This window comes from Formosa agariphila KMM 3901, from assembly GCF_000723205.1.
Taxonomy (GTDB): Bacteria; Bacteroidota; Bacteroidia; order Flavobacteriales; family Flavobacteriaceae; genus Formosa; species Formosa agariphila.
Window position 1 is genome coordinate 3,606,758 of sequence record NZ_HG315671.1, and the last position, 26,141, is coordinate 3,632,898.

The window sequence follows — 26,141 nt, forward strand, 5'->3', positions numbered from 1 at the left end:
TAACAACATTATGAAAACAAACTTACTTTCTTTCTTATTTATAATAGCATCTTGGTTGGGTTTTGCTCAGATTACCACGAGTCCGAGTGCTTTTAACACCACCGATGCAGTCACCATAACAGTAGACATTACATCTGCAACCGGTTGTAATTCTCTTAACAATCCTTCTAAAGTGTATATGCATTCTGGAATAGGAAGCGATTCCAATCCATGGGAATACAATGTAGTTGGTAATTGGGGTAAAGACGATGGTATAGGAGAAATGACCAATAACGGAAACGGCATTTGGAGCATTACTATTACCCCAAAAACTTATTTCAGCTTAACCGATGCTCAAGCATCTTCCGCTTCAAAAATGGGAATGGTGTTTAGAAACCCGGAAGGCAATCAGGAACTAAAAGCTTCAGGATGTAACGACTTCAGCATTAACGTGGGAACATTTCAAGTCACATTAAATAGTCCTTCAGAAAACAGTACAACTATTGTAAATTCTGGCGGTAACCTCAGCATTACAGCTTCAAATACCAACGGAAATGCAAATTATAGCTTGGCTAGCAATGGTTCTACCATTAATACAAGTACTAATACGTCTGCGTATTCATATACGCACTCTAATATTACAACAAATCAGAATTATACGTTAACCGTAACGCAAGGCACAGAAACAGTTTCAAAATCGTTTTCGGTTTTAATTAATCCGGGAACTATTGCGCAAGCGATGCCTAGCGGATTGGAAAACGGAATTAATTATAATGACAGCGATGCTTCAAAAGCAACACTTGTTTTAGATGCACCCTTAAAAGATTTCGTTTACGTGGTTGGAAGCTTCAATAACTGGCAACCATCGTCGGCCTACGCCATGAAAAAGGACCCGAGTTCTGGAAAATTCTGGTTAGAATTAACGGGGCTAACATCTCAAAAGATTGAAACCTATCAATATTGGGTGGTAGACGAAACGCCAATTGCAAATTCACCTGCACTAGTAAAAACAGCCGACCCATTTTCAACTTTAGTATTATCTCCTTTCGATGATTCTGAAATTTCTTCTGAAACATATCCGAATTTACCACAATATCCAGCAGGCCAAGAACGCGAAGTTACCGTACTACAAACTGGTAAAAGTGATTATAATTGGACAGTAACGAATTTCGAAAAACCTAAAAAAGAAGATTTAGTGATTTACGAAGTTTTAATTCGTGATTTCGATAAAGACAGAAACATTCAAGACTTAATAGACCGTATTGATTATTTTAAAGGATTGAATGTAAATGCGATTCAGCTGATGCCAATTATGGAATTTGAAGGCAACGAAAGTTGGGGTTACAACACCGCTTTTCATATGGCTTTAGATAAGTTTTACGGCACCGAAGATAAGGTTAAAGAGTTTGTCGATTTATGTCATAAAAACGGAATTGCAGTGATTCTAGATGTCGCTTTAAACCACGCCTACGGAAGAAATCCTATGGTACGTATGTGGATGAAAGATGCCGATGGCGACGGCTGGGGAGACCCAAGTGCTGAAAATCCATATTTTAACGAAGAAGCAAAACACAGTTACAGTGTGGGTTCCGATTTTAATCACCAACAAGACCGTACACAATATTATGTAGAGCGTGTGGTGAAACATTGGGTAACCGAATTCAATATCGATGGATTCCGTTGGGATTTAACTAAAGGATTTACGCAGAATTGCTCTTCTAGCGACGACAATTGCACAAACAGTTATCAGCAAGATCGTGTAGACATTCTAAAACAATATGCCGATTATTCTTGGAGTTTAGACGCTTCACATTACGTAATTTTCGAACATTTAGGTCAGGATAACGAAGAACAACAATGGGCAAATTACAAAGATGAAGACGGCAAAGGCATTATGATGTGGGGAAAAATGACAGGTTCTTACAACCAATTAACAATGGGTTATGCATCCGATTCTAACTTTAACCGCATGGGCCACGAAGCACACGGATTCGATTCTAAACGTCTTGTGGGTTATGCCGAAAGTCACGACGAAGAACGCCTTATGTATAAGAATTTACAATACGGTGCGTCTAGCGGAGCTTATAATGTAAAAGATTTAAATACGGCATTACAGCGTATGGAAGCTTTGGGAGCTATTACCCTTACTATTCCTGGACCAAAAATGATTTGGCACTTTGGCGAATTAGGGATGAATAACTCTATTTTCACCTGCACCGACGGTACGGTGTCTTCAGACGATTCGTGTAAATTATCTACAAAACCTCAACCACAATGGGACGATAATTGGTTAGGAAACACCGCTAGGAAATCAGTTTACGATACGTGGTCGCATTTAAATGCTCTAAAAATTAACGAAGCTGTTTTTGAAGGCGATTACACCATTACTTCAGGAGATTTAACACCAAGAATCCGTGTTTGGAATTCCGATTTGCCAGCTACAGAATTAACAGATGTTGTTATCATCTCTAATTTTGATACGACCTCTAAAACCGTAAACCCCGATTTCCCAACTAATGGCACTTGGTACGATTTAATGGACGATACAGGAAGTACATCAATTTCTGCAACTAATGCAATTACTTTACAGCCGGGAACATTTAAAATTTATGGAAATAATCTCCCTAAAAGTTTAAGTGTAGACGATGCGCCATTAAAAGATGTATTTTCAATTTACCCTAATCCAACAAAAACAAGCTTTAAAATTAATGTAGAAGCCACCCAATTAAGCATTTTTGATATCACAGGAAAATTGGTTAAAGATTTTAAAGGCAGTTTTAATACTTCAAATTCGTTTAATATGTCTCAACTTAAATCAGGTTTATACCTCGTGAGAATAATTAATGCGAGAGGGCAACAAAACACCTCTAAACTTATTAAGATTTAATTCAACAAATATTTCATAAACCTAACGTCTAACAGACCTACTTGTTAGACGTTTTTTTTATTTAAAAACCCTAATGTTCCCTTAAAATAAACGGTAAATTGAAACTATAAAACAGATTAATCCGTATTTTTGAGTAACAACACCTTCGCTTATGAAACTTATTTTAAAAGATTACATTCTTCCATTAAAACACACCTTCACAATATCTAGAGAATCTATTGATGTGCAACCGAGTTTAATCGTCGTTTTAGAGGATGGTGGTCTTTCAGGTTATGGTGAGGCGACTTCAAATCCGTATTATAACATTACCGTTCCTATAATGATGGAAACATTGAGTAATGTGAAAGAAATTATTGAAGCAACTACTAATGAAACGCCTGAAATCTTTTGGGCTAAAATGTATCCGCTTTTAAAGCATAATATGTTTGCGCTATGTGCATTAGACCTTGCATATAACGATTTATATGCACGAAAACAAAATAAGAAATTATACGAACTTTGGGGTTACGACATTTCAAACAACCCAATAACAGATTATACTATTGGCATTGATACCGTTGAAAAAATGGTAGCAAAAATGAAAGAACTCCCTTGGCCTATTTACAAGATTAAATTAGGTACAAATGAAGATATTAAAATAGTTACCGAATTACGAAAACACACCGATGCTATTTTCAGAATTGATGCGAATTGCGGATGGGGCGTCGATGAAGCTCTTGAAAATGCTATCGCATTAAAAGCTCTTGGTGTGGAATTTTTGGAACAACCTTTAAAAGCCGATAACTGGGACGGCCATAAAAAGCTATTTCAAGATTCTGTACTTCCAATAGTCGCAGACGAAAGTTGTCAGGTGAGTGAAGACATTGCTAAATGCCATAACCATTTCCATGGCGTTAATGTGAAACTTGTAAAATGTGGCGGGTTAACACCTGCTAGAACCATGCTTTTAGAAGCTAAAGATCTAGGTATGAAAACCATGGTAGGTTGCATGACGGAATCTTCGGTTGGTATTTCTGCTGTAGCACAACTTTTACCTTTACTTGATTATGTCGATATGGATGGTGCCATGTTGTTAGCAAAAGATATTGCTACAGGTATAACCATTAAAAATGGTGTAACTCATTACAGTGCCTTAAACGGAACTGGAGTAACTTTACTATAATGGACGTTACAAAAGGTCCGAACGATAAAATATATCTGGACAACACAAGCTTTTCTTATTTTGGAGGTACCTCGTATTTAGGTTTAGCCACACTACCTGCTTTCCAAGATGCCATAATACAAGGCATTAAAAAATGGGGAACAGCTTATGGTAGCTCTAGACATGCCAACGTAAAACTAGACGTTTTTAAAGCTACGGAATTACTTTTGGCCTCTCAATTACAAACTGAAGACTGTCTTACAGTCTCTTCTGGAATGTTAGCCGGTAAAATTGTGATTGACTACTTATCGGAATCGCATACACGGTTTTATCATTACCCCAATACGCATCCTGCTATTCTTGCAGCAAATAGTTTGCCTTTATATGTTGAAAATGCATTACATCCTACATTATTAACAGACGCCGAAGAACATATTGTAATCTGTGCAGATGCTGTGCCAACAGCACATGTTAATGCTTTAGATTTTAGTTTTCTAGAAACACTGCCGAAACAAAAACACATTACCTTACTTTTAGACGAATCGCATAGTATAGGCATAACGGGAGCAACAGGCATGGGTTTATTTAACAGTATTCCGACCACGCATATTTCACAAAAAATTATGGTAGCCTCTTTAGGAAAAGCCATGGGACTTCCTGGAGGCATTATAGCTGGCGATGCATCAACAATTGATGATATAAAATCGACGGTGATGTTTTCAACGGCATCTGGAATGAATCCTGCGTACTTAGAAGGGTATTTACAATCTGAAGCTATTTATAAAAATCAACAGGCTAAATTAAAAGAGAATCTACGCTATTTTTTCGATGGCTTACACCTGGATGATCGATTTATATTCAACACTCATTATCCTAACATTTATAATTTTCAACCTGGATTTTACGATGCTTTATTGAAGAAAAACATCGTTATCACACATTTTAATTACCCAACACCTGAATCTGTTTTAAGTCGGATTGTCTTATCTGCAAATCACTCTAAAACCGATATAGATACACTGAAACACACTCTTAAAACTCTTGCATAAAAAAAAGCACTTTCAATTTAGAAAGTGCTTTTTTAGTATCTAAAAACTAAACTCTATTCGTCCCACCATACTGGAGTTACTGGCGTTTCTTCATTCGCCGCAACGTTTTCTGGATTTCTAAACTCTTCAGTAGACGGATAACTCGCTCTTCTAAACCATTGTCCTACATAATCTCCATCTGAATCTTCTTCTTCTCTTATTTTTAAACCTTTAAAGACATCATCAGAAAAATCATATCTTCTGAAGTCTACAAAAGTTTCAGGATTTAAGAAATTATGAATATATTTTTCTTTCATAATATGTTGCAATTTCAATCCAGACTCACCTACAGCTACAGCACCATCTGCTATATAAGCTGTAGCATCTACACCATACTTAGACATACTCGCCTGAATACCTTCTAAATATGCATTGTAAGCTACACTATTTGTACCTGTACTTGTGGTAGAACCGCCATTAGCTAAGAAAGCAGCTTCAGCTTTAATAAACTGCGCTTCAGCATAACTTATAAGTAATAAAGGAGAATCTATAGAGGTATAAAAACCGCCATTCGAGAAACCTGTATTTCCTAAAGTTCCATCTGGAGCCAAACCGCCGCCACCACTTACGTAGCCTTTCCACTCGTCTGTGCCATCATTCTCACCAAAAACCGGTAAACGCGGATCGATTGATAAAGCATTACTTTCGAAAGGGAAGTAATCGCCATTCATAGAACTTACTAATTGACTCGCTAAATCGTTATGAAAATTCCCTGATCCTTTAGCAACAACCTCTGTAGAATACCATGGGTTTTGATTTTTATCATCGTAAAACATTTGAAAATCATCAGCGTTAGATTCAAATCCATTTTCAATTGTAGCTAATACATCGCTTGCAGTCACACTACCTTTACCTATTACATGCAATTGGTAACGCGCTTTTAAGGTGTAAGCCGCTCTAATCCATTTATCGATATCGCCTTCATAAATTAAATCGTCTGTTCCTAAATAGGTTCCAGACTCATCTACTTTTTGAAGTTCTACAATAGCACCATCTAAAAGATTAAATATTTCTTGATAAATAAATTCTTGCGAATCGAAAGCAGGAAACAAATTATCTTGTCCGTTTGTCGCTTCAGAATATGGAATACTACCCCAAGAATCTGTCGCAATTCCAAGGTTTATTGCTGTAATAATATTGGCAACTGCGCTGTAATGTATTGCATCTATAGCTTCTGCTTTTTCTTTTATGGTGATTATATTTGGTAAGGTGTACAAATACACACTAGACCATAAACCAGATGCGGTTGTTTCTCCCGAAGCTGTTCCTCCTTGTCCCACAAAATACTGAGTATAATTTCCAAAAGCTTGTTCTGCAGAATGTTGTCCTGCTAAGACTCTATACATTACTGGTGCCATTAAATCGCTTACACGCAATTGGTCTTCTTGTGCTGTACCAGACGGTGTATTGACATCAAAATATTCATCACTACAGGCAGAGAGTCCGACTAACAGTAGTGCAAACATTCCTGTTTTTTTTATAAACTTGTTCATCTTTTTCATCTTTTAAAATCCTAAATTAATTCCCATTGACACACTCTCACTAAGTGGTGTTCCTAACCCTGTAAAACCATATACATTACTCCCTGCACTATATTGATTTCCTTCTGGATCGTAACCTTTATAAGGCGTCCATAATAAAATATTATTAGCATTTACAGAGAAACTAATGCGGTTCATTTTTAATCTTTCTAAAATATTTCCAGACAAACTATAAGACACTCCTATGTTACGTAATTTTACCCAAGATGCATCTTGTAATAAAACTTCTGAAGCTAAATTGAAATTGTAACTACTTCTATAATAATCTTGATCGATTAGCACTTCTGTTGTATTGGTAACATATCCGCCAGAGCCATTATCCATAACTCCATCCATAACCGTTAATACATCTCTATAAGCTGTTTCAGCTAGAACACCATTTCGTAAACTATTACGTCTACCAGCGTCGTATAAATCACCTCCTTTTTTCCATTCTACAAGAACATTAAGACCAAAACCTTTATAACTAAAATTACTACCTAAAGACGTGACGAAATCTGGAAACGCATTACCTACTTTTACACGCTCTGAAGTATCTACATCTGGCAACCCGTTTTCGTTTATATAACGTTCTCCATCTTCATATCTATAAGTATACCCATACATGTCTCCCATTTTGTCACCTTCACGAATTTCTGAAGTTATCCCTGCAAATCCTGCATCTGCAAAAATTAAAGATTCTACATCTTCTGGTAAGCTAAGCACTTTTCCTTCGTTTGTAGACCAGTTAAAAATAAGTTCCCATTTAAAATCTTCTGTTCTAATAACATCATATCCAACTAATAATTCATGCCCGTAAGTTTCAAAATCTCCTGCATTTCTTACTATACCAGATAATCCAGAAGAATAGGCTGCTCCTACCGTAAATATTTGATCTTTAACACGTGTTTTATAGTAAGCATAATCGATTCGTAAACGGTTTTTGAAGAAACGTAAATCGGCTCCAATTTCGTAAGATTGGTTTCGTTCAGGCAACATATTAGTATCTCCTAGTTGCGTACTTGATCTATATCCACCGGCTCCACCGAAAGGGAAATTGCCATCGGCAATAAAATAGTGTCCTACTTGACCAAATAATGGCCCCTTACCTACTTCTGCCCATGATGCTCTTAATTTACCAAAACTAAAGAAGTTACTATCCTTGTCTATTAAATCATGAAAATCGTAAGCCATACTTACAGACGGATAGAAAAATGATCGATTCTCTTTTGGCAAGGTTGAAATCCAGTCATTTCTTCCTGTAACCGTTAAAAATAATTTATTTCTAAAATCTACTTTTAACTCTCCAAAGACACCAACATTTCTAAGCTGAGTTACTGTTTTACCAGCAAATAAGTTAATGGTATTTGCGATATCGTTTATACCTGGTACGTTAAGGGTTTCTCCACGCTGCCATGTGTAATCTCTTTTAGAATCGGATATTTGGTTACCCACAGTAAGTGTGGTTGAAAAATCGTCTGACCACTCTTTGTCCATCGCCACTAAAAAGTTAGATTCTAGACCTAAGAAATTTATATTCTGATTAACAATAAATCCGCCTACAGCAGATCCAGCATCTAAATCTGGAGTTACAAAACGATTTCTTTGATCTGAGTAATTATCAACTTGAGCCGCATATGTAATATTCATCCATGACAATGGTTGCCAATTTAAAGTTGCATTTCCAACCCATCTATTTACATCATCTAAAAGCGGACTCTTTTCTAATAAATATCTTGGATTATCTATAATACCAAACGAGTAATCTCTTTCGGAACCATCTGCGTTTTGATAATCGTTAATAGGAAATGTTCCTGAATAATATGCTAATGCACTAAAAACAGATTTATCTCCACCATTTCCTCGAGCTCCTCCAGAATTAGTATAAGCAACAGATGTATTTATTTTAAAGTTATCGGTTACAGTATATCCTCCTTTAAACCTGAAAGTTGTTTTGTCGTAATTTGTATTTGGCAACACACCTTCTTCACTGTTATTTGCTGCAGAAAAGAAATAATCTATGCGTTCTGTTGCACCACTAAGACTAAAGTTTAATTGGGTATTCACACCTGTTCTAAACAAATCGTATGGATCGTAAAACTGATCGCCTGTTAAATCGACCACTGTACCGTCATCCATAGTATAAGAATCATCGGTATATTCTGGCCCCCAAGAATAGAAAGATGTCCCTCCTAATCTAGTAAATCCAGTGTCGGTTTCTGGTGTATACAAGGTTCTTGGTGCTCCACTAAACCCTTCTCTATATGTAGTTTGTAAATCTGGCGTTGTTCTAATTTGTCTAAAAGTTGTTGACGCCGTCATATTAACTCTGGCTTTACCCAACTTTCCTTTTTTAGTTGTAATAACTATCGCTCCATTGGCTGCTCTAACACCATATAATGCTGTAGCTGCAGCACCTTTTAAAACGTTATAGGTTTCAATATCTTCAGGGTTTATATCTGAAGCTCTATTTGAAAATGAAAATTGTTCTGAACTACTTGGTGAATTAGATCCCGTACTTGGCAACACACTTCCCGAAAACGTATCGTTATTAAGAGCCAAACCATCTACAATTATTAAGGGCTGATTATCTCTATCTGGATTTACAGATGTAACTCCACGAATTAAAATATCTACACCACCTCCAGAAGACCCTGAAGTTTGACTTATTTGCAATCCTGCAACGCGACCTTGAAGAGCCGAAACCGCATTAGACTGTCCTGCCAAATCTAAATCGGCTGTTTTGACTTGAGATACTGAATACCCCACTTCTCTAGCCGATTTCTCAATACCAAAAGCAGTTACTAAAACTTCATTTAAAGCTTCTCCTTCCCCCATAACTAGGGTTACATTTAAAACGGAGCTGTTAACAGTATTTTCTTGTTTATCGTACCCCAAAAATGAAAACACTAAAACATCGCCCATGTTAGCCTTAAGCTTGTAATTTCCATCAAAATCTGTGGCAGTTCCGGTTGAGGTACCTTTTAATTGAATATTTACCCCAGGTAATGGCATACCGGTATCATCTTTCACTGTTCCTTTAACCTCTATGTTCTGAGCATAAAGTACTGAGAACAAAGAGGTAAAAAAGACAATAAGAGTAAGCCGAATTGTAATTGTTTTTCTCATATTAGTTTGATTTTAACATTATGTTAATTTAACATAAATTTTATAAACAAATTACAAAACCCTTGTTAAAAGACTTCAAAACACATGATTTATGATGTTTTAATAAGAATTTTTAATTAAAATAAATATCCGTAATATGCAATACATGTTTTACATAGCTTAAATGTCATTTTGATAATTACTCTTAGAAGACCCCAAATGCGTATTGGAATTTTTACTCCATAGCACCACACAAACATTTATAGCGTAATATTTAAATGCCTACATTTATAATACCTAATAGGTAATACTTATTAGTTTTATATAGTTTTCCAACCAACACAATCGTAACAGATATGCATAGTATAAAGCATTTAATAAAACTAGCCCCTTTCTTAAAAATCTTAGGTATTATACTAGGACTCACTATTTTTGTAGGTTGTAAGTCTTCGAAATTATCGAAAACGATTACAAAATCTATTTCAACTGCATTTTACGATAATCAGTTTACTGGAATTATGATTTACGACCCTGAAACAAAAGACACGGTTTATAAACACCAAGCAGAAAAATATTTCACGCCAGCAAGTAATACCAAAATCATTACCTTATTTAGTGCACTAACATTACTAAAAGACAGCATTCCTGCTTTCTATTATCATGCATCTAACGATACGCTACAATTAAGAGGAATAGGAGATCCTAGTTTTTTACATCCGTATTTTAAGGATAGTACAGCTTTACAAATGGCCAAAGGTTATAAGCACGTATCCATTCTAAGAAACACCTTTACCGATGACAAATTTGGTCCAGGTTGGGCTTGGGAAGATTACGATACCTATTTTAGTCCAGAACGAAGCAGCTTTCCAATGTATGGAAATGTGGTGAGCATATCGAATACGAATAAATTGGAAGTTAGTCCAAACTATTTTAAAGACAGTGTTTTTCAAAAAACAGATAAAATCAATCGCCTATATAACGAAAATATCTTTTTTTACGATACGACATCTACAAGAGCGAGAGAAATCCCAATTGTATTAGACAGTCTAACAACTCAGAATCTTTGGAGCGATTTACTGCCTGGAAAGGTGAGTTTTTCTCATCAACAATTTAATTCTACTCCAGAAATAGCCTATAGCATTCCGTCTGACTCTTTATACACAAGAATGATGCATTTAAGCGATAACTTTCTAGCAGAACAAATGCTCGTTTTAGCTTCGAGTACAATCACCGACACTTTAAATACAACCTTACTTAGAAACTATATTCTAGAACATCATTTAAACGATTTAAAGCAAAAACCACGTTGGGTGGACGGTTCTGGATTAAGTCGATATAATTTATTTTCACCTTTATCTTTTGTTCAGATTTTAAACAAACTCTACACGACAATTCCTCGCGAACGTTTATTTCATTTTTTTCCAGCAGGAGGCCAATCGGGAACATTAAAAAATTCGTACGCTGGACAAACAGAACCTTATATTTATGCTAAGTCAGGATCTGTAGGAAACAACTATTCTTTAAGTGGTTTCTTACTTACAGCATCTGGAAAAACACTAATCTTCAGCTTTATGAATAACCATTACACCACACCAACTAGCGAAGTAAAAAAGCACATGCAAAACATTTTCGAACACCTTAGAGACACGTATTAATCTTTAAGAATTAAAGCATTTTTAAACACTTTGTTTGTATTGTTTAAATTAATTAGAAAGCCATTTATAACGGCATAATTAACGGCATCATTTTTCTTAAGTATAAAAGTAGGATTTACTCCCACACCAATGCGAAATTCAGGAACCTTAAAATCTTCGCTTATAATATGTATTGGAAGTTGTGTATACTTTTTAGAGTCTTTTAAATCCGACACTCTTACATAGGTATAACCCGATTTTAATAGTTCATTTACTTTCTGAGAATTTAAATCCTTCACATTGGCAAATATTTCTGGATACACTTTTCCTTCAACAATAGTATAACCTTTAGCATTAAAATCGTCGTAGCCATAAAATGTACTCAAATCTCCTTGATCAATAATTCGCCCCACATTATAGTAGTTTACATGCTCGTCGACATCCTTCTCTGTATAATTAATACCTAAGTCTAGAACATAGTTTTTGTCCAAAAGATTATATGTAACTTCGGTTAATTTAAGGTCGAACAGTTTTCTATCGTTTTGAGGAATTTTTTCATAATCTTCAATAGATATCTTTTTGTAATTTTCGTTTGCAATCACATAAATTGCAGAAAGAATAGACACGTAATTAAGCTTGCGTATTTCCTGTTTTTCTTGATCATTTTTATACCCACCAGATTCTATTAAAATGGCACTCGTACCCCATTTCTGAATATTATCACCAAAAGCTCTTGGTTCGAAATCGTCGTTATATCGTCCCACCTGCCCTTTGGCATATTGTTGAATAATAGTATTCATAAACACAATAACTTTCATTGCATTTCCGCGAACATCATTTATATCTTTTTCATAATTATAGGCAGGAGCCAAATAAGAAACCGTTGCAGGTTTACTTGTACGTTCTGCATTATAATATCGGCTTTGATCATGAAGATTGAAACCAAAATCGGCATCTAAACTATCGCGAACACGCTTTAATATTTGCCCTTCTGGCGATTGTAATCTTAAAGCATCCCTATTTACATCTATCCCTAAAGCATTACGACGCTGAAAAACTTCTGCACCATCAGGATTAAGCATAGGCAAAAAATGTAATGTTAGTTTACTTAAAATTTCTGCTTTTTCAGCTTTAAATTCATCACTATCTAAAAAATTAAAAATATCGAAAATAGCCTGTGTTGCTGTGGTTTCATCACCATGCATTTGCGACCATAGAAAAACATCTACCGAACCACTACCAATACTTATTAAATTAATAGCACGCCCTTCGATGGACGACCCTACATGTTTTACAATATATTTTTTATCTAACCTCAACCTTTTTATAAACGGTTGTATATCGCTATGTTTTAAACGCCTTGTAGAAAACTCTTCAACTTTATATTTATCATATTCTTTATAAAGTTGTGAAGTAAAGTTAATGTTTTGAGCAAATACAGTTGCTGTAATCACAAGAAGAATACTGCTTAATATATATTTCATGGTCTTATTTTTTTTTACTCGGAGTTGTTTTAAATTCATTCTTAAGCGTCCCTGCTTTAACAGCTTCTAAAAATGTTTTCCCTGGATCTGTTTTTTCTGTTCTGTACCCATTATCTTTTTCTAACCATAACGGATGGCCTTCAAAATTTGAATACTCGTAATGACCAATAAGATAGTCTATTGGATATTTCTTACTTAAATAATTAACTAATTTAATGTTTGCTTTAACCTGAAGTTCGGTTAAAGGTAAGTCTTTAGAGCCTCCAACATTTTCGATACCTATAGCACAATGGTTTAAACCTATTACATGCCTTGCCATTGTGGTTTCTGGCATTAACCTATAAATGGTACCATCGCGATCTACTAAAAATTGAGAAGACACATTTAATGCACTCGCACTATTGATTTCTGTTCTAAAATTAGGTAGCAATGGATTTTTAAAAGCTTCGTAAGATTGTTCTAAGGTTGGTATCACCGTCCAATGCAACACAATCATTTTTGGAACTATTGTAGGTTCTGTTTGTTTTAAACCGTAATGTTCGTCAAGATATTCAAGCGTTAATTCGTTACGCTCTTCATTAAAAACAATAGGCTTGTCAACAATTTTATTTTGCACACCACAAGAGACAAAAACAGAAAGCAGAATTACTATTTTAAAATAATTTTTAAAAGTTAAAACCATAAGCATCTTTAATTTTGAACTTAATAACGTAGTAAAACGTCGACAAGTTAATCAATTTTACAAAACGATTCCTTGAAACCAAAGAAAGGTCAGTCATTTTTACACAACTTATAAAACGCTATTGTTATAGATGGAGTTTCTTTATTTTATGACTTAAGCATTCTAAAAATTATGTAAATTGCGACACAAACAACTCATGTTATGAAACACTTATTTATTATCCTTATTGCAGTAATCTGTTTTTCTTGTAACTCTGATGACGATGGAGCTAGAAACACAACATTTCATACACCCACTTGGATTCAAGGCACTTGGTATGTACAAGGCTCAACTAATTTATCTGGTGTTAAATTTACAACAGACGACTTTTGCGAAATTGAATCTGGCACAGAAACTTGCTATAAAAATATCGCAGACCAATCTAACGGTTATATTTTTGTAGATGAAGATATTATTTCTGATACCGAATATGAATTTGAACTTGAATACGAAGGAGAACCTGGCGTAGAAAGAGAGGTGGAATTTCATTTTAGAAAAATATCGGAGACCCAAATGGTTTCTATCGAAGATGGAATTGAAAGAGTTACCTACACTAAACAATAAAAAAAACACTATAATTCTAAAAAGCTTCAGACATCCTCTGAAGCTTTTTTGCTTTAATACACTTACCGATTAGGTTGTTTTTTAAATATCACAAGACATCTAATCAATAGAACTACAGGTTTAATTTTCAGATTGCTTTAATCTATTATTTAACACCTTCTTAATTTCTTGTTATTAATAACACAAAGCATGAAAAACTAATCTAATGCGGTTTTTATTCTATTATATTTGCTCTGCCTAAAACCGATTATGAAACGTGCTTTGGTAACATTTAAGAATAGTGGTTTACGAAAATTTATCCGTAAACATCAAAAATATGCTCCTGTTTTATTCTTTATTGGCGGATTTATTTTTGACACACTTACGCTTGGCCGTATAGACAGACTCTACGACCTTACTGTGCTTTGCCTGCACATGACATCTTTAAGCATTACACTATATTTATATAATTTGGCAGACGATGGTAAATGGAAAAACACATTTCTAGAGCGTTTTGAAGAGTACTTTCCGCTAGCCATACAGTTCTTTTTTGGCGGACTTTCTAGTGCTTACGTGGTTTACTTTTCCCGAAGTGTATCTCTATCTAAAACGGCTTCTTTTTTTCTCATTTTAGTCACATTATTATTTGCTAATGAAGTTTTAAAAAAGCGTATCTCTAATAAATATTTACAGTTTGGTGTTTATTATTTTATCTGTTTTACATTTTTCAGTTTTATGATTCCGGTATTCATTAAAGAAATGAATCCTACAATTTTTATAATTTCAGGGCTAGTCAGTTTAAGCTGTACATTATTATTAATTACCTTTATTTACAGCAAAAGCCCAAGCACCCGAGCAGAAATCCGTTTAGGAAAATTATTTTCTATCATCTTCTCCATATACATTACCATTAATGTATTTTATTATTTTAAACTCATTCCTCCTGTGCCTTTGGCTTTACAAACCGGAATTGTAGCGCATGACATTAAAGTGAAAGACAATACATATCTTGTAACTTTTGAGCAAAAAGACCCCATTATATTTTGGAGAGATCACCATTCTAAATTCGTACGCAACCCAGATGCACCTGTATATATTTACTCATCGATATTTGCACCTACAGCATTAAAAAAATCAATTATACACCGATGGAATTGGTACGATGAAACACAGGATACTTGGGTGACATTAGACAATATTAAATTTAATATTACCGGCGGAAGAAATGAAGGATATCGTGGCTATTCTTATAAAAACAATGTAAAATCTGGACTCTGGAAAGTTGAAGTATTAACTGAAGAAGAATTAGTTTTAGGTGTTATTGACTTCGAAATTATAATAGATTCTTCTCAAAAACCAACACGCTTAATACAAAAGCAGTTTTAAAAATTAACAATTAAAAATAAAGAACTCCACTTAATTTTTACACGTTTTACACCTACCAAAAACACGTGTTTTTAACAATTTACCCAAAATATCATAAATCATATCTTTTAAAAATTAGTTATTACTTCAAAAAAGCACAAAAAAATTATTGATACGTCATTTTAAAATATAAAAAACTTATAATTTCCAATCTTTAGCTTTTTTTCTTCAGTTCCTTTAGTTTTCGAGTAAAAATCAACTAAATTGTAGAGTCTTTAATTGGATTTATTTATGGCTTTAAAAATAGTAATTACACACAAAACGAAATACAAGTACGACAGACTGGTATCTTTATCTCCACACATTTTTAGATTACGACCAGCTCCACACAGTAGAACACCAATAGAAGCTTATTCTATTAAAATTACTCCCGAAGAGCAGTTTTTCAATTGGCAACAAGATCCATTTGGAAATTATATGGCGAGATTAATTTTCCCTGAAAAAACAAAAGAATTAACTGTAGAAGTTGAAATTATAGCGGATTTAAAAACTATAAATCCTTTTGATTTTTTTGTAGAAGAAAGTGCTGAGGAATATCCGTTTACGTACACCGATACTATAAAAAAAGAGCTACTTCCATACTTAGAGGTTACTGAATCAGGACCACTATTACAAGATTTTTTAAAAACTATCGATGTCACACCAAGAAAAACGATTTATTTCTTAATTGATATCAATCAGAAAATATATCAATATTTAAAATATAACATCCGAATGGATCCGGGTGTACAATCCTGCGAAGAAACATTAGATCACAGAACAGGGTCTTGTAGAGATTATGCTTGGTTATTTGTACAAACCTTACGCCATTTAGGATTTGGTGCGCGATTTGTTTCCGGATATATCGTACAATTAAAATCTGACGAAAAATCGTTAGATGGCCCTTCTGGCCCTGAGGAAGATTTTACAGACTTACACGCTTGGGCAGAGGTTTATCTTCCTGGTGCGGGTTGGATTGGTTTCGATGCGACCTCTGGATTATTAGCTGGAGAAGGCCATATTCCGCTTGCCTGTACACCGTCGTTTGAAAGTGCTGCTCCTGTAAGTGGAATGACAGATATTTGTGAAACAGAATTCGAATTTGAGAATTCAGTAAAACGTATTTTTGAATCTCCTCGCGTTACAAAACCTTATACCGAAGAACAATGGAAAGCCATATACAAACTCGGATTTAAAGTAGAAAAAGAACTTGAAAAAGGCGATGTAAGATTAACCATGGGTGGAGAACCTACTTTTGTGTCTATAGACGATATGGAATCGGAAGAATGGAACACAGCTGCCGATGGTCCTCACAAACGCGAGCTTGCAAAAAATTTAGCAGCAAAAATATACGACGAATACGATAACGGTAGTGTATTGCACCAAGCACAAGGAAAATGGTATCCAGGAGAACCATTACCACGTTGGCAAATAGAACTGTGTTGGAGAAAAGACGGAAAAAAGATTTGGCATAATAAGAAGTTATTATCCCTATTTTCCGATAATCCGCCACTTCCAGAAAATGCATCCGAATTATTTTTAAAGACCTTAACTCAGAAATTAGATATTACAGATAAACACATTATTCCTGCCTACGAAGATGCGTTTTATTTTATGTGGGAAGAAGGTAAATTACCTATAGATGTAGACCCTACGGTAGACGATGGTGCTTTATTAGTAAAAGATAAATTAAAGCAAATCCTTAAAGATGGAAAGTCGAAAGCTATAGGCCATGTTTTACCTTTAAACAATACCTCAGAGACATGGTACACTAATGCTTGGAGTTTTAGACGTAAACACTTATTCTTAATTCCAGGAAACTCTCCTATCGGATTACGATTACCTCTAGACTCATTGCTTAGAGATCCAGAATTTGGAGAATTTCCACAGCAACAACCCGATAATTTTACAAAAAAGAAAAAACTTCCTAGCTACAAGAACATTGTTTTAAGACGTTCTAGAAAAGTTAAAGAAGACGGTATTTCTGAAGACACCAATAACTATTTTATCCGTACTGGTTTATGCGCCGAGGTTAGAGATGGTAAAATGCACTTATTTTTCCCGCCTTTAGATACTGCCGAAATCTTTTTAGACCTGGTATCTTCTATTGAAGCTACAGCAAAAGAACTTAAAATCCCAGTGGTTTTAGAAGGTTACGATCCGCCAAAAGACAACCGATTAGAATCTATGAAAATTACGCCAGATCCTGGTGTAATAGAAGTAAATGTTCAGCCTGCAAAAAACTGGGGAGAACTTACACATAACACACTAACCTTATACAGACTCGCCAAAGAGTCGCGTTTAGGTACCGAAAAATTTATGTTAGATGGCAAACACACCGGAACCGGAGGTGGAAACCATGTAACCTTAGGAGGCGTTACGCCTAAAGACAGTCCACTACTGCGTAAACCAAGTTTACTAAGAAGTTTACTAACCTTCTGGCAACATCATCCTGGGCTATCGTACTTATTCTCTGGAGCTTTTATCGGAGCGACCAGTCAGGCGCCACGAATTGACGAAGCGCGTATGGAAAATCTATACGAACTAGAGATCGCATTTAGTCAGATTCCAAAAAATGGAAAAGTTCCGTTTTGGTTAACCGACAGATTATTCCGTCACTTATTAACCGATTTAACAGGAAATACACACCGTGCAGAATTCTGTATCGATAAATTATATTCTCCAGATTCATCGTCTGGACGTTTAGGAATATTAGAGCTTCGTGCTTTCGATATGCCGCCACATCCACAGATGAGTTTAATGCAAAACCTACTAGTGAGAACATTAGTTGCATGGTTTTGGAAAAAACCTTACGAGCACGATTTAGTACGTTGGGGAACAGAATTACACGATAAATTCTTAACAGAACATTATGTAAGAGAAGATATTAAAGATATTGTTAGTCAGCTTAACAAAGCCGGATATAAATTTAAGGAAGACTGGTTTAACCCATTCTTCGAATTTAGATTCCCGCTTCATGGTATGGTCGAAATTAATAACATTAATTTAGAGTTACGCGCCGCTATCGAACCTTGGAATGTTTTAGGAGAAGAAATGACTGGAGGCGGAACAGCAAGATATGTAGACTCGTCGGTAGAACGTATTCAAGTTAAGGTGTCTCACTTTACCGAAGAGCGTTATGTACTAACGTGTAATGGTGTAAAAATCAATTTAAATAATACCGGTGTAAAAGGAGAATTTGTAGCAAGTATTCGTTATAAAGCTTGGAACCCGCACTCTTCGTTACACCCAACCATAGATGTAGACACACCTTTAGTTTTCGACATTATTGATACATGGAACAAACGCGCTATTGGGGGTTGCACCTATTTTGTGGCGCATCCAGGAGGACGTTCTTACGAAACGTATCCGATTAATAGCTATGAAGCTGAATCTAGGAGAATTAACCGTTTCTGGGATATTGGACATACTCAAGGAGAAATCTTTGAAGTAGAAAAAATTGAACAAGATGATAATAATTCGAGTAGAAATGTCGAAATTCACGGCAGTTCTAGAAAGTATAAATATCAGGAACAACCAGTTAATTCTGAATTCCCTTATACCCTAGATTTAAGAAAAAAATAAACGATTAATGCCGATTGATAAAAACACTTTATTTGAGAACTATTTTTCTGATTTTAAAAATTATGACGAAGTTCTTAAATCTAACATGTCCGTTAATCCCAATTGGGAAAAATTATTAAGTAATCTTACTCAAATGGGGTCTAGCGCCTTGACCTCAAAACAAGAGGAGATGGATTGGTTAATGGACGAAAACGGTGTAACCTATAATGTTTACAACGACCCGAAAGGGATGCACCGTGCGTGGAAATTAAATATAGTCCCTTTTCTAATTCACCAAAAAGAGTGGGATAAAATAGAAAAAGGACTACAACAACGTTCGGAATTATTAAACCTAACGTTAAAAGATATTTACGGAAAACGCGAACTTATAAAAAACGGTATTGTACCACAAGAAGTTATCTATGCACATCGTGGCTTTTTAAGACAGTGTGATCAAATAAAATATAAAACATCTAAAGATTTACTAATCCATTCTGCAGATTTAGCTCGTGGACCAGACGGACAAATGTGGGTTGTTAATGACAGAACTCAAGCGCCTTCGGGCATGGGCTATGCGTTAGAAAACAGATATGCTACAAGTAGAATTTTACCCGATATTTTTAAAGATATTCACGTAAAACCACCGTCGCCTTTCTTTGCCGATTTTAATAAAATGCTGATTGATTCGGCACCACAAAACAAAGAAAACCCAAACATTGTTATCTTAACACCTGGACCTCTAAACGAGACTTATTTTGAGCATGCGTATATGTCTTCATTTTTAGGATATCCGTTAGTTGCCGGGAACGACCTAGTAGTAAGAAGCGGAAAACTTTGGATGAAATCTCTAAAAGAGCTTAAACAAGTCGATGTTATATTAAGACGTGTAGACGACGTGTTTATGGATCCGTTAGAACTTCGTGAAGATTCGTACTTAGGTGTAGCAGGATTATTAGATGTAGTAAGAGAACAACAAGTTACAATTATAAACCCTATAGGTAGTGGGATTTTAGAAAATTCGGGACTTATTCCGTTTATGAATGCGATTTGTAAATACTTTTTTAAAGAAGATTTAATACTTCCACAAATTGGCTCTTGGTGGTGCGGACAGAAAAAAGAACGCGATTATGTTCTAGAAAATCTATCTAATTTAGTTTTAAAACGTATTGATAGATCAAACAGGGAGAACATTTTTTTCTGCGAATTCCTTAAACCTAAAGCTTTAGAAAACCTAAAGAAAGAAATCATTGCCAATCCGTTTGTATTTGTTGCTCAAGAAAAAATATTGTTTTCTACGGCTCCAGATTTTGCAAAAGATAAATTAGAACCTCGTAAAGTTATGTGCAGAACGTTTTCTGTGGCTAAAGGCGATGGGTATTCTATTATGCCAGGTGGCTTAGTTCGTGTCGCTTCGGAGCGTGAGGATTTATTTGTATCCAATCAGCGTGGTGGTGTAAGTAAGGATTTCTGGATTATTACAGACGAACCTCAAACCAATATTCAAAATTACTCTTGGGATAATACCTGTAAGATTTCATTATCTGGTATCAATGATTTACCAAGTAACACCGCTGAAAATTTATATTGGTCTGGACGTTATTTAGGTCGTGCCTTAGTAACAGCGCGCTATATACGTACGGTTTTAACAAAAATGAGCAACGAACAGTATAATAAACAAGGTGAACAATCAGAGAGTTTGCTTTGCTTATTAAAATCTGTCACACATATTACATCTACCTTTCCAGGATTTGTTGGTAAGGATGGTGAAACAACTTTAAAAGATCCATTAAAAGAAATCTTATCTATTTTAATTGATAAGAATAGGCCTGGAAGTTTAGCTCAAACTTTGAGTAGTTTTAATAATTCGTATTTCACATTAAGGAATTTATGGTCTAAAGACATGTGGCGTGTTTACGATGGTATTCAGAAAAACTGGAAATTATTTGTAGATGATGCCGATGAAAATACCTCAATACAGTCGCTCATAAAATTTTTAGATAAGATTATTACTAGACTTATAGCGTTTATGGCACTTATAGAAGAAAGTATAATGGTTGAACAAGGCCTTCTACTTTATTTTATTGGTTTACAAAGCGAACAAGCCATGATGCGCATTACAAAATGCCGCTCTCTTTTGGTAGTGAGTCACAGTAAACAAACCCAATACGAGATTTTAGAAGCATTACTTAACAGTCACGAAAGTTTAAACATTTACAGGTATAGTTACCGTTCTCACTTAAGTACAGGAAACGTTTTAGAACTTATTCTTTTAAACGAAGAGTTCCCAAAATCGTTAACATATCAGCTTAAGCGCATTCAAAAAGATGTGGATAAATTACCGCATTCCGAAAATATTGGAGCCGTAACTGCTTGTCAAAAATTTATTTCGGAAGCTAATTCTAAAATCAGAAATTTAAATCTAGATTTCCTATTAGAACTAAGCGCAGACGACACAATAATTAGAGAAAATTTAGACGATAGTTTAACCGAACTGAGTGACTTATTACACGAAATGTCGCTTTCCTTGTCCGACACCTATTTCAATCATTCGTATCAACAAAAGCAATTGGTTGATCAAAATTTCCCATTTTAATTATGGAGTTTAAAGTATCTCACACCACAAGTTACGACTACGATAGCGGTGTAACTTTTTGTCATAATATTGCGACTTTAAAACCTAAAACCATGCCTGGCCAAAAGTTGTTAGAGTATGAATTAGAAATTAGTCCAAAACCCGCAGAAATCACTGAACGTTTAGATTTCTTCGGAAATATAGTCACCCGATTTTCAATTCAAGAACATCATAAAAAATTAGAAGTTACTGCAAAAAGTAAAATATTAAGAGATTACAGTCAACAAGACGACATTGAAACCTCTAAAATGGGAAAATCCATCACTTTAGAAGATTCTTTAAGACTCTTAAAAACAAATAAACTTGACTTGGTAGATATCAATCAATTTAAATTAGAGTCGATATTTATTACTCGAATTTCTCCAGAAATAAAAGCTTATGCCGAGGAATCATTTAAAGCGGACCGTTCTGTTTTTGAGGCCTCGTACGAATTAATGGAACGCATCTTTAAAGAATTTAAATTTGATTCTGGTTTTAGTACCATAGCTACCCCGATTCATGAAGTTATGAAAGAGAAAAAAGGGGTTTGTCAAGATTTTGCTCAAATTGCCATTGCTTGCGTGCGTTCTATAGGTTTACCTGCGCGATATGTAAGCGGGTATATAGAAACCTTACCACCTCCAGGAAAAGAAAAATTAGTAGGTACAGATGCTTCTCATGCGTGGTTTTCTGTTTACATCCCAACATTTGGTTGGGTAGATTTTGATCCAACAAATAATCAGATTCCAAAAAACCAACACATCACCGTATCTTGGGGACGAGATTATTACGATGTACCGCCTTTAAAAGGTGTGGTTTACAGTACTGGAAAGAACAAAATGAATGTTGCTGTAGATATTAGACCAGCATAGATATTATAATAGATTACAAAATAAAAAAAACGGAATGACAGATATACAATTTGTCGTTCCGTTTTTAGATTCTACTTAATACTACAAAGTAAAATAAGAGTAAAATTAGTTTACATAAGTATAAATAAGGGTCGAAGTAGATGTTTCATTATATCTTGAATCTACAGCAGTTAATGCTGCTGTTTTCGGATAATTATCTGTATCGTAATCGTAGTTTGCATTTAAAGTTAACATGATTTCTCCAAGCTCATTTTTATAAATAATTTGTATTGGATTATTCAATGGAAACAAAGCCTTAGCTCTTAAAATTTCTGAAGATTGATTTAAACTAAAGTTTAATTTCACCTTGTCTAAAGCATCAATTATTCCAGCAGATTCTAATGTATAGTAATACGGATTTGGCGCATCATCATACTTAATTTCGGCAGTATATTCTTTAATGATATATTCATTTGTATCATAATTGTAATCCTCCTCGAAGAATACAATTAATTTAGGATTACCATTATCGTCGTATTCTTCTACTTGCCCAGTTTCATAAGCATTGTAAGGTGAATCAAAAAGTTCTTCTACATTTAACGCATCTCCGCCTCCTGTTACATTTGTTAGTTGGTCATTTTCGTATACAAAAACACTTGACTCTTCGCCATTGCTAATTGTATTTAAAGTTCCATTAGAACTATAGTTTAACGTAATCACACGATTTTCGCTCGGATTTTGAGCTGAATTATACATTACGTTTTTAATTAATTTGTGTTCTACACTTCCATTAACTTCTTCGAATTCATCTGAAGTTGAGCTACTACAACTCACGGCTAATAAAGCCCCTAAACACAGGGACATGATAAGATTTGGCTTTCTCATAAGGTTCATTTAGTTTACCTCAAATGTAAAAGTTTAGCGCCTTAATATTTTACGGCTAACCGTAATTGCTAGAAGTTTTTTAATATTTCTTTAACAAGACATTTCTATATAAAAAAACAAATCAGTTTAATTTTAGCGTATCAAATACACGGACTAAGAATTCCCTATAGTCATCTCTTTTTTATTCAGATTTATATAATGTATGGTTACGACGTTTACGCCTAAAACGTTTAAAATTCACGCTTACCAAATTCACTCTCTATAAATTTAGATTCGTTTTTCCTTTTATTAAATGAATAGGTTAAGTTTAAGAAAATCATATCTACTTCGTAAACATAATTAGTTGTAGTATAAAAGGAACCATCCTGCCAAGTGGTAATACGTTGTTCGTTTGTATCTAGAAGTCCCATATCTATATTTTGCCATTGTAATGTGGCTACTAACTGATTGTTAAAAAAGGATTTCTTAAAAGCTAAATTGGGTGAATAAAATTGAGAATCTTCACCTTGAGCAGTTACCCGCTCTGATAAATAGTTAAACGTAAACTGTAAAGATGCCGTCTCAGAAAATGTATAGGTAGAGTTAATATTTAACGAATACACGAAACTACTGGTATCTATTTGGTTTCCGTTATACGCGCCATCTATGGCAAAGTTATATAGATTGGCTCCTATAAAATTATTCCAATTTTCGGTTACTTTAAACTCACTTCCTAATTCTAAACCTATTGATGTTCCAGAACCAACATTAGAGTAAATTCTGTTTAAAATGGTATCGTTATAAATGGTATTTACACGGTTAATAAGATTTTTTACATCGCGATAATAAAAGGTTCCATATAACGAAGCTCCTTCCTCAAAATCTTTAACAACTCCAACCTCTACTAAATCTATAAATTCAGGTTTTAAAGTAGGGTCTCCCTGTTCTAAAGTTTCAGAATGTTCTCGCTCAGGAAACGGATTCATTTTAAAAGATGTGGTACGCTCAATACGACGGCTATAGGCCGCTTTTAATTTTAAATCCTCATTGACTTTATATTGTACAGATGCAGAAGGGTATAGTTTCACAAAATCGTATGTATACGTTGTATCTACAACCCCAACCTTATCTTTTAAATACAGTTCTCTATCCATACTTTCAAGACGTAAACCTACGCTATAATCGAATTGCGCTGTAGACTTATCTAACTGTACATATCCAGAATTAATTTGTCGTATTAAATTTACTTCACTAGAAAATTCTGGCACTAATATAAACTCACCGGTATCTAAATCTTTTCTTTCGTACACGAAGTCTCCTTTATGATCTAAATTTCGATATTGATACCCTACAGCGAATTGCCCAATATCCATGGGTTTAAACGTATAATCTGCTTGAAAACGTATTCCGTGCAATGGATTATCATTTGTGTTATATTCTTCTTGTAAAATTTCTGAAATATCTGGATATGCTAAATTTTCGTTAGTTGTAGGACCGCCTAGAAAAGTATATTCATATAAAAAAGATGTTGACAAATGCGATGTATTAATGAAAGTATGTTCATAATCGAAACTAGCCACCACAAAATCACTTTTTCGGATTCTTAAATTATCATTCCAATATTGAAAAGTATAAATACGATCTTCATCACCACCGTCCGCAGGTGTTATGGCATGATTATCATAATAGAAAATATTAGCACGTCTATCTTTAGAGCGTTTACCGGCATAAACACCTAATGAAAAAAGATTAGATGCATTTGGCGTATAATCTAAGTTTACACGCCCAGAATAATTAATTTCATCGAAGCTTCGCTCACCATCTGATGGAAACTGCGTTAAAGTATCGTTTATAATAGTATACACATCTCCCTCTCTTCGCCCAGACACGTCGTTACGTGTATAGCTTGCTCCTAGAGAAAAATTCCAAGTATCATTTCTAAGATTGAATGTAAAATCTCCGCCATAGCGACCAGCAACGTCTTCGTTATCATAATCTTCTATACTTGGAGCTCCTAACTTTAAATTTATTTGTGTAAACGCTCCGTTTGTTGCGCCTCTTTTGATAATAATATTAAGAATACCCGACTTACCTTCTGGATCGTATTTTGCAGATGGCGCAGTAATAACCTCTACACGTTCTATTGCATTTGCAGGAAGTTGTGCCAGAATTTGCGACGCACTACTTTGTATAGGTTTTCCGTTAAGTAAAAGCGTAAAACTAGTACTTCCGCGCAGTGCAATTTCGCCATTACCGTTAATATTTACCGAAGGTAAATTTCTTAACACATCTACACCATTACCGCCAATAGCATTTTCAAAGTTCTTAGTAGAAAATACTTGTCGGTCCACTTTATTAATAACAGCACTACTCGTTCCTTTTAAGACAACCTCGTTTAAAAGTTCGGCACTAGCGTTTAAAAAAATGGTTCCAAGATTTAAATTCGCATCTGATTTTACAACAGTAAAGGGTTCCGTTTTCGTGGTTTCGTATCCAATAAAAGACGCCTCTAAATAATAACTTCCTTTTTTAATATTATCTATAGCAAAGGTTCCTGCCTGATTAGTAACAACACCTGTAATTAATAAACTGTCACTTGTTTTATACAGTGCTACAGTTGCATAATCAATCACCTCTTGCGCTTTAGCATCTAAAACAGTACCCGTTACTTGAGCACATACATTTTGACAGAACACCATTATTAATACGGACAGGCATAAACTTTTAAACTTCATTCTTATT

At 34.8% G+C, this 26,141-nt stretch carries 15 protein-coding genes; 9 read left to right on the forward strand and 6 right to left on the reverse strand.

Annotated features, from left to right (window positions below; genetic code table 11):
- Positions 1 to 10 precede the first annotated feature (10 nt).
- From BN863_RS15240 to BN863_RS15250, 3 genes are all read left to right on the forward strand, one after another.
- Positions 11 to 2,866, forward strand: coding sequence for an alpha-amylase family glycosyl hydrolase (locus BN863_RS15240; protein WP_038532053.1), 2,856 nt, complete (start codon positions 11 to 13; stop codon positions 2,864 to 2,866).
- A 151-nt stretch (positions 2,867 to 3,017) separates the two neighbouring features.
- Complete coding sequence (locus BN863_RS15245) at positions 3,018 to 4,028, forward strand: dipeptide epimerase (protein WP_038532055.1); 1,011 nt, start codon at positions 3,018 to 3,020, stop codon at positions 4,026 to 4,028.
- Complete coding sequence (locus tag BN863_RS15250) at positions 4,028 to 5,056, forward strand: aminotransferase class I/II-fold pyridoxal phosphate-dependent enzyme (protein ID WP_038532056.1); 1,029 nt, start codon at positions 4,028 to 4,030, stop codon at positions 5,054 to 5,056. The genes BN863_RS15245 and BN863_RS15250 overlap by 1 nt, the downstream gene beginning before the upstream one ends.
- A 53-nt stretch (positions 5,057 to 5,109) precedes the next feature.
- Here BN863_RS15250 and BN863_RS15255 read toward each other — a convergent pair whose 3' ends face one another.
- Positions 5,110 to 6,588 carry a SusD/RagB family nutrient-binding outer membrane lipoprotein gene (locus tag BN863_RS15255; RefSeq protein WP_051774878.1) on the reverse strand — a complete coding sequence of 493 codons (1,479 nt, stop codon included), beginning with the start codon at positions 6,586 to 6,588 and terminating at the stop codon, positions 5,110 to 5,112.
- Positions 6,589 to 6,600: 12 nt separating this feature from the next.
- Complete coding sequence (locus BN863_RS15260) at positions 6,601 to 9,744, reverse strand: SusC/RagA family TonB-linked outer membrane protein (RefSeq protein ID WP_038532059.1); 3,144 nt, start codon at positions 9,742 to 9,744, stop codon at positions 6,601 to 6,603.
- Positions 9,745 to 10,079: 335 nt separating this feature from the next.
- Here BN863_RS15260 and BN863_RS15265 point away from each other — a divergent pair, with 335 nt between their 5' ends.
- The gene (locus BN863_RS15265; protein ID WP_051774879.1) at positions 10,080 to 11,378 is read left to right on the forward strand and encodes a D-alanyl-D-alanine carboxypeptidase; all 1,299 of its coding nucleotides are present in this window, start codon (positions 10,080 to 10,082) and stop codon (positions 11,376 to 11,378) included.
- On the opposite strand, the gene BN863_RS15270 is transcribed toward BN863_RS15265, so the two are convergent.
- Positions 11,375 to 12,841: a M14 family zinc carboxypeptidase gene (locus BN863_RS15270; protein WP_038533772.1), complete on the reverse strand. Its 1,467-nt coding sequence runs from the start codon at positions 12,839 to 12,841 to the stop codon at positions 11,375 to 11,377. The genes BN863_RS15265 and BN863_RS15270 overlap by 4 nt on opposite strands.
- Before the next feature lie 4 nt (positions 12,842 to 12,845).
- Positions 12,846 to 13,523, reverse strand: coding sequence for an N-acetylmuramoyl-L-alanine amidase (locus tag BN863_RS15275; RefSeq protein ID WP_038533773.1), 678 nt, complete (start codon positions 13,521 to 13,523; stop codon positions 12,846 to 12,848).
- 201 nt (positions 13,524 to 13,724) lie between these two features.
- Between BN863_RS15275 and BN863_RS15280 the strand changes: the two genes are divergently transcribed.
- From BN863_RS15280 to BN863_RS15300, 5 genes are all read left to right on the forward strand, one after another.
- Positions 13,725 to 14,126 (forward strand): hypothetical protein, encoded by a 402-nt coding sequence (locus BN863_RS15280; protein WP_038532060.1) that lies wholly within the window; start codon positions 13,725 to 13,727, stop codon positions 14,124 to 14,126.
- Positions 14,127 to 14,375: 249 nt separating this feature from the next.
- On the forward strand, positions 14,376 to 15,491 hold the full coding sequence (locus tag BN863_RS15285; protein WP_038532061.1) for a DUF2914 domain-containing protein: 1,116 nt from the start codon (positions 14,376 to 14,378) through the stop codon (positions 15,489 to 15,491).
- A gap of 270 nt (positions 15,492 to 15,761) precedes the next feature.
- On the forward strand, positions 15,762 to 19,094 hold the full coding sequence (locus BN863_RS15290; protein WP_038532063.1) for a transglutaminase family protein: 3,333 nt from the start codon (positions 15,762 to 15,764) through the stop codon (positions 19,092 to 19,094).
- Between the two features lie 7 nt (positions 19,095 to 19,101).
- Positions 19,102 to 21,666, forward strand: a complete 2,565-nt coding sequence (locus BN863_RS15295; protein ID WP_038532064.1) for a circularly permuted type 2 ATP-grasp protein — start codon at positions 19,102 to 19,104, stop codon at positions 21,664 to 21,666.
- A 2-nt stretch (positions 21,667 to 21,668) separates the two neighbouring features.
- The gene (locus BN863_RS15300; protein WP_038532066.1) at positions 21,669 to 22,556 is read left to right on the forward strand and encodes a transglutaminase family protein; all 888 of its coding nucleotides are present in this window, start codon (positions 21,669 to 21,671) and stop codon (positions 22,554 to 22,556) included.
- A gap of 105 nt (positions 22,557 to 22,661) precedes the next feature.
- Here BN863_RS15300 and BN863_RS15305 read toward each other — a convergent pair whose 3' ends face one another.
- Positions 22,662 to 23,420, reverse strand: a complete 759-nt coding sequence (locus tag BN863_RS15305; RefSeq protein ID WP_038532067.1) for a hypothetical protein — start codon at positions 23,418 to 23,420, stop codon at positions 22,662 to 22,664.
- 230 nt (positions 23,421 to 23,650) lie between these two features.
- Positions 23,651 to 26,134, reverse strand: a complete 2,484-nt coding sequence (locus BN863_RS15310) for a TonB-dependent receptor domain-containing protein (protein WP_038532069.1) — start codon at positions 26,132 to 26,134, stop codon at positions 23,651 to 23,653.
- Between the last annotated feature and the right edge of the window lie 7 nt (positions 26,135 to 26,141).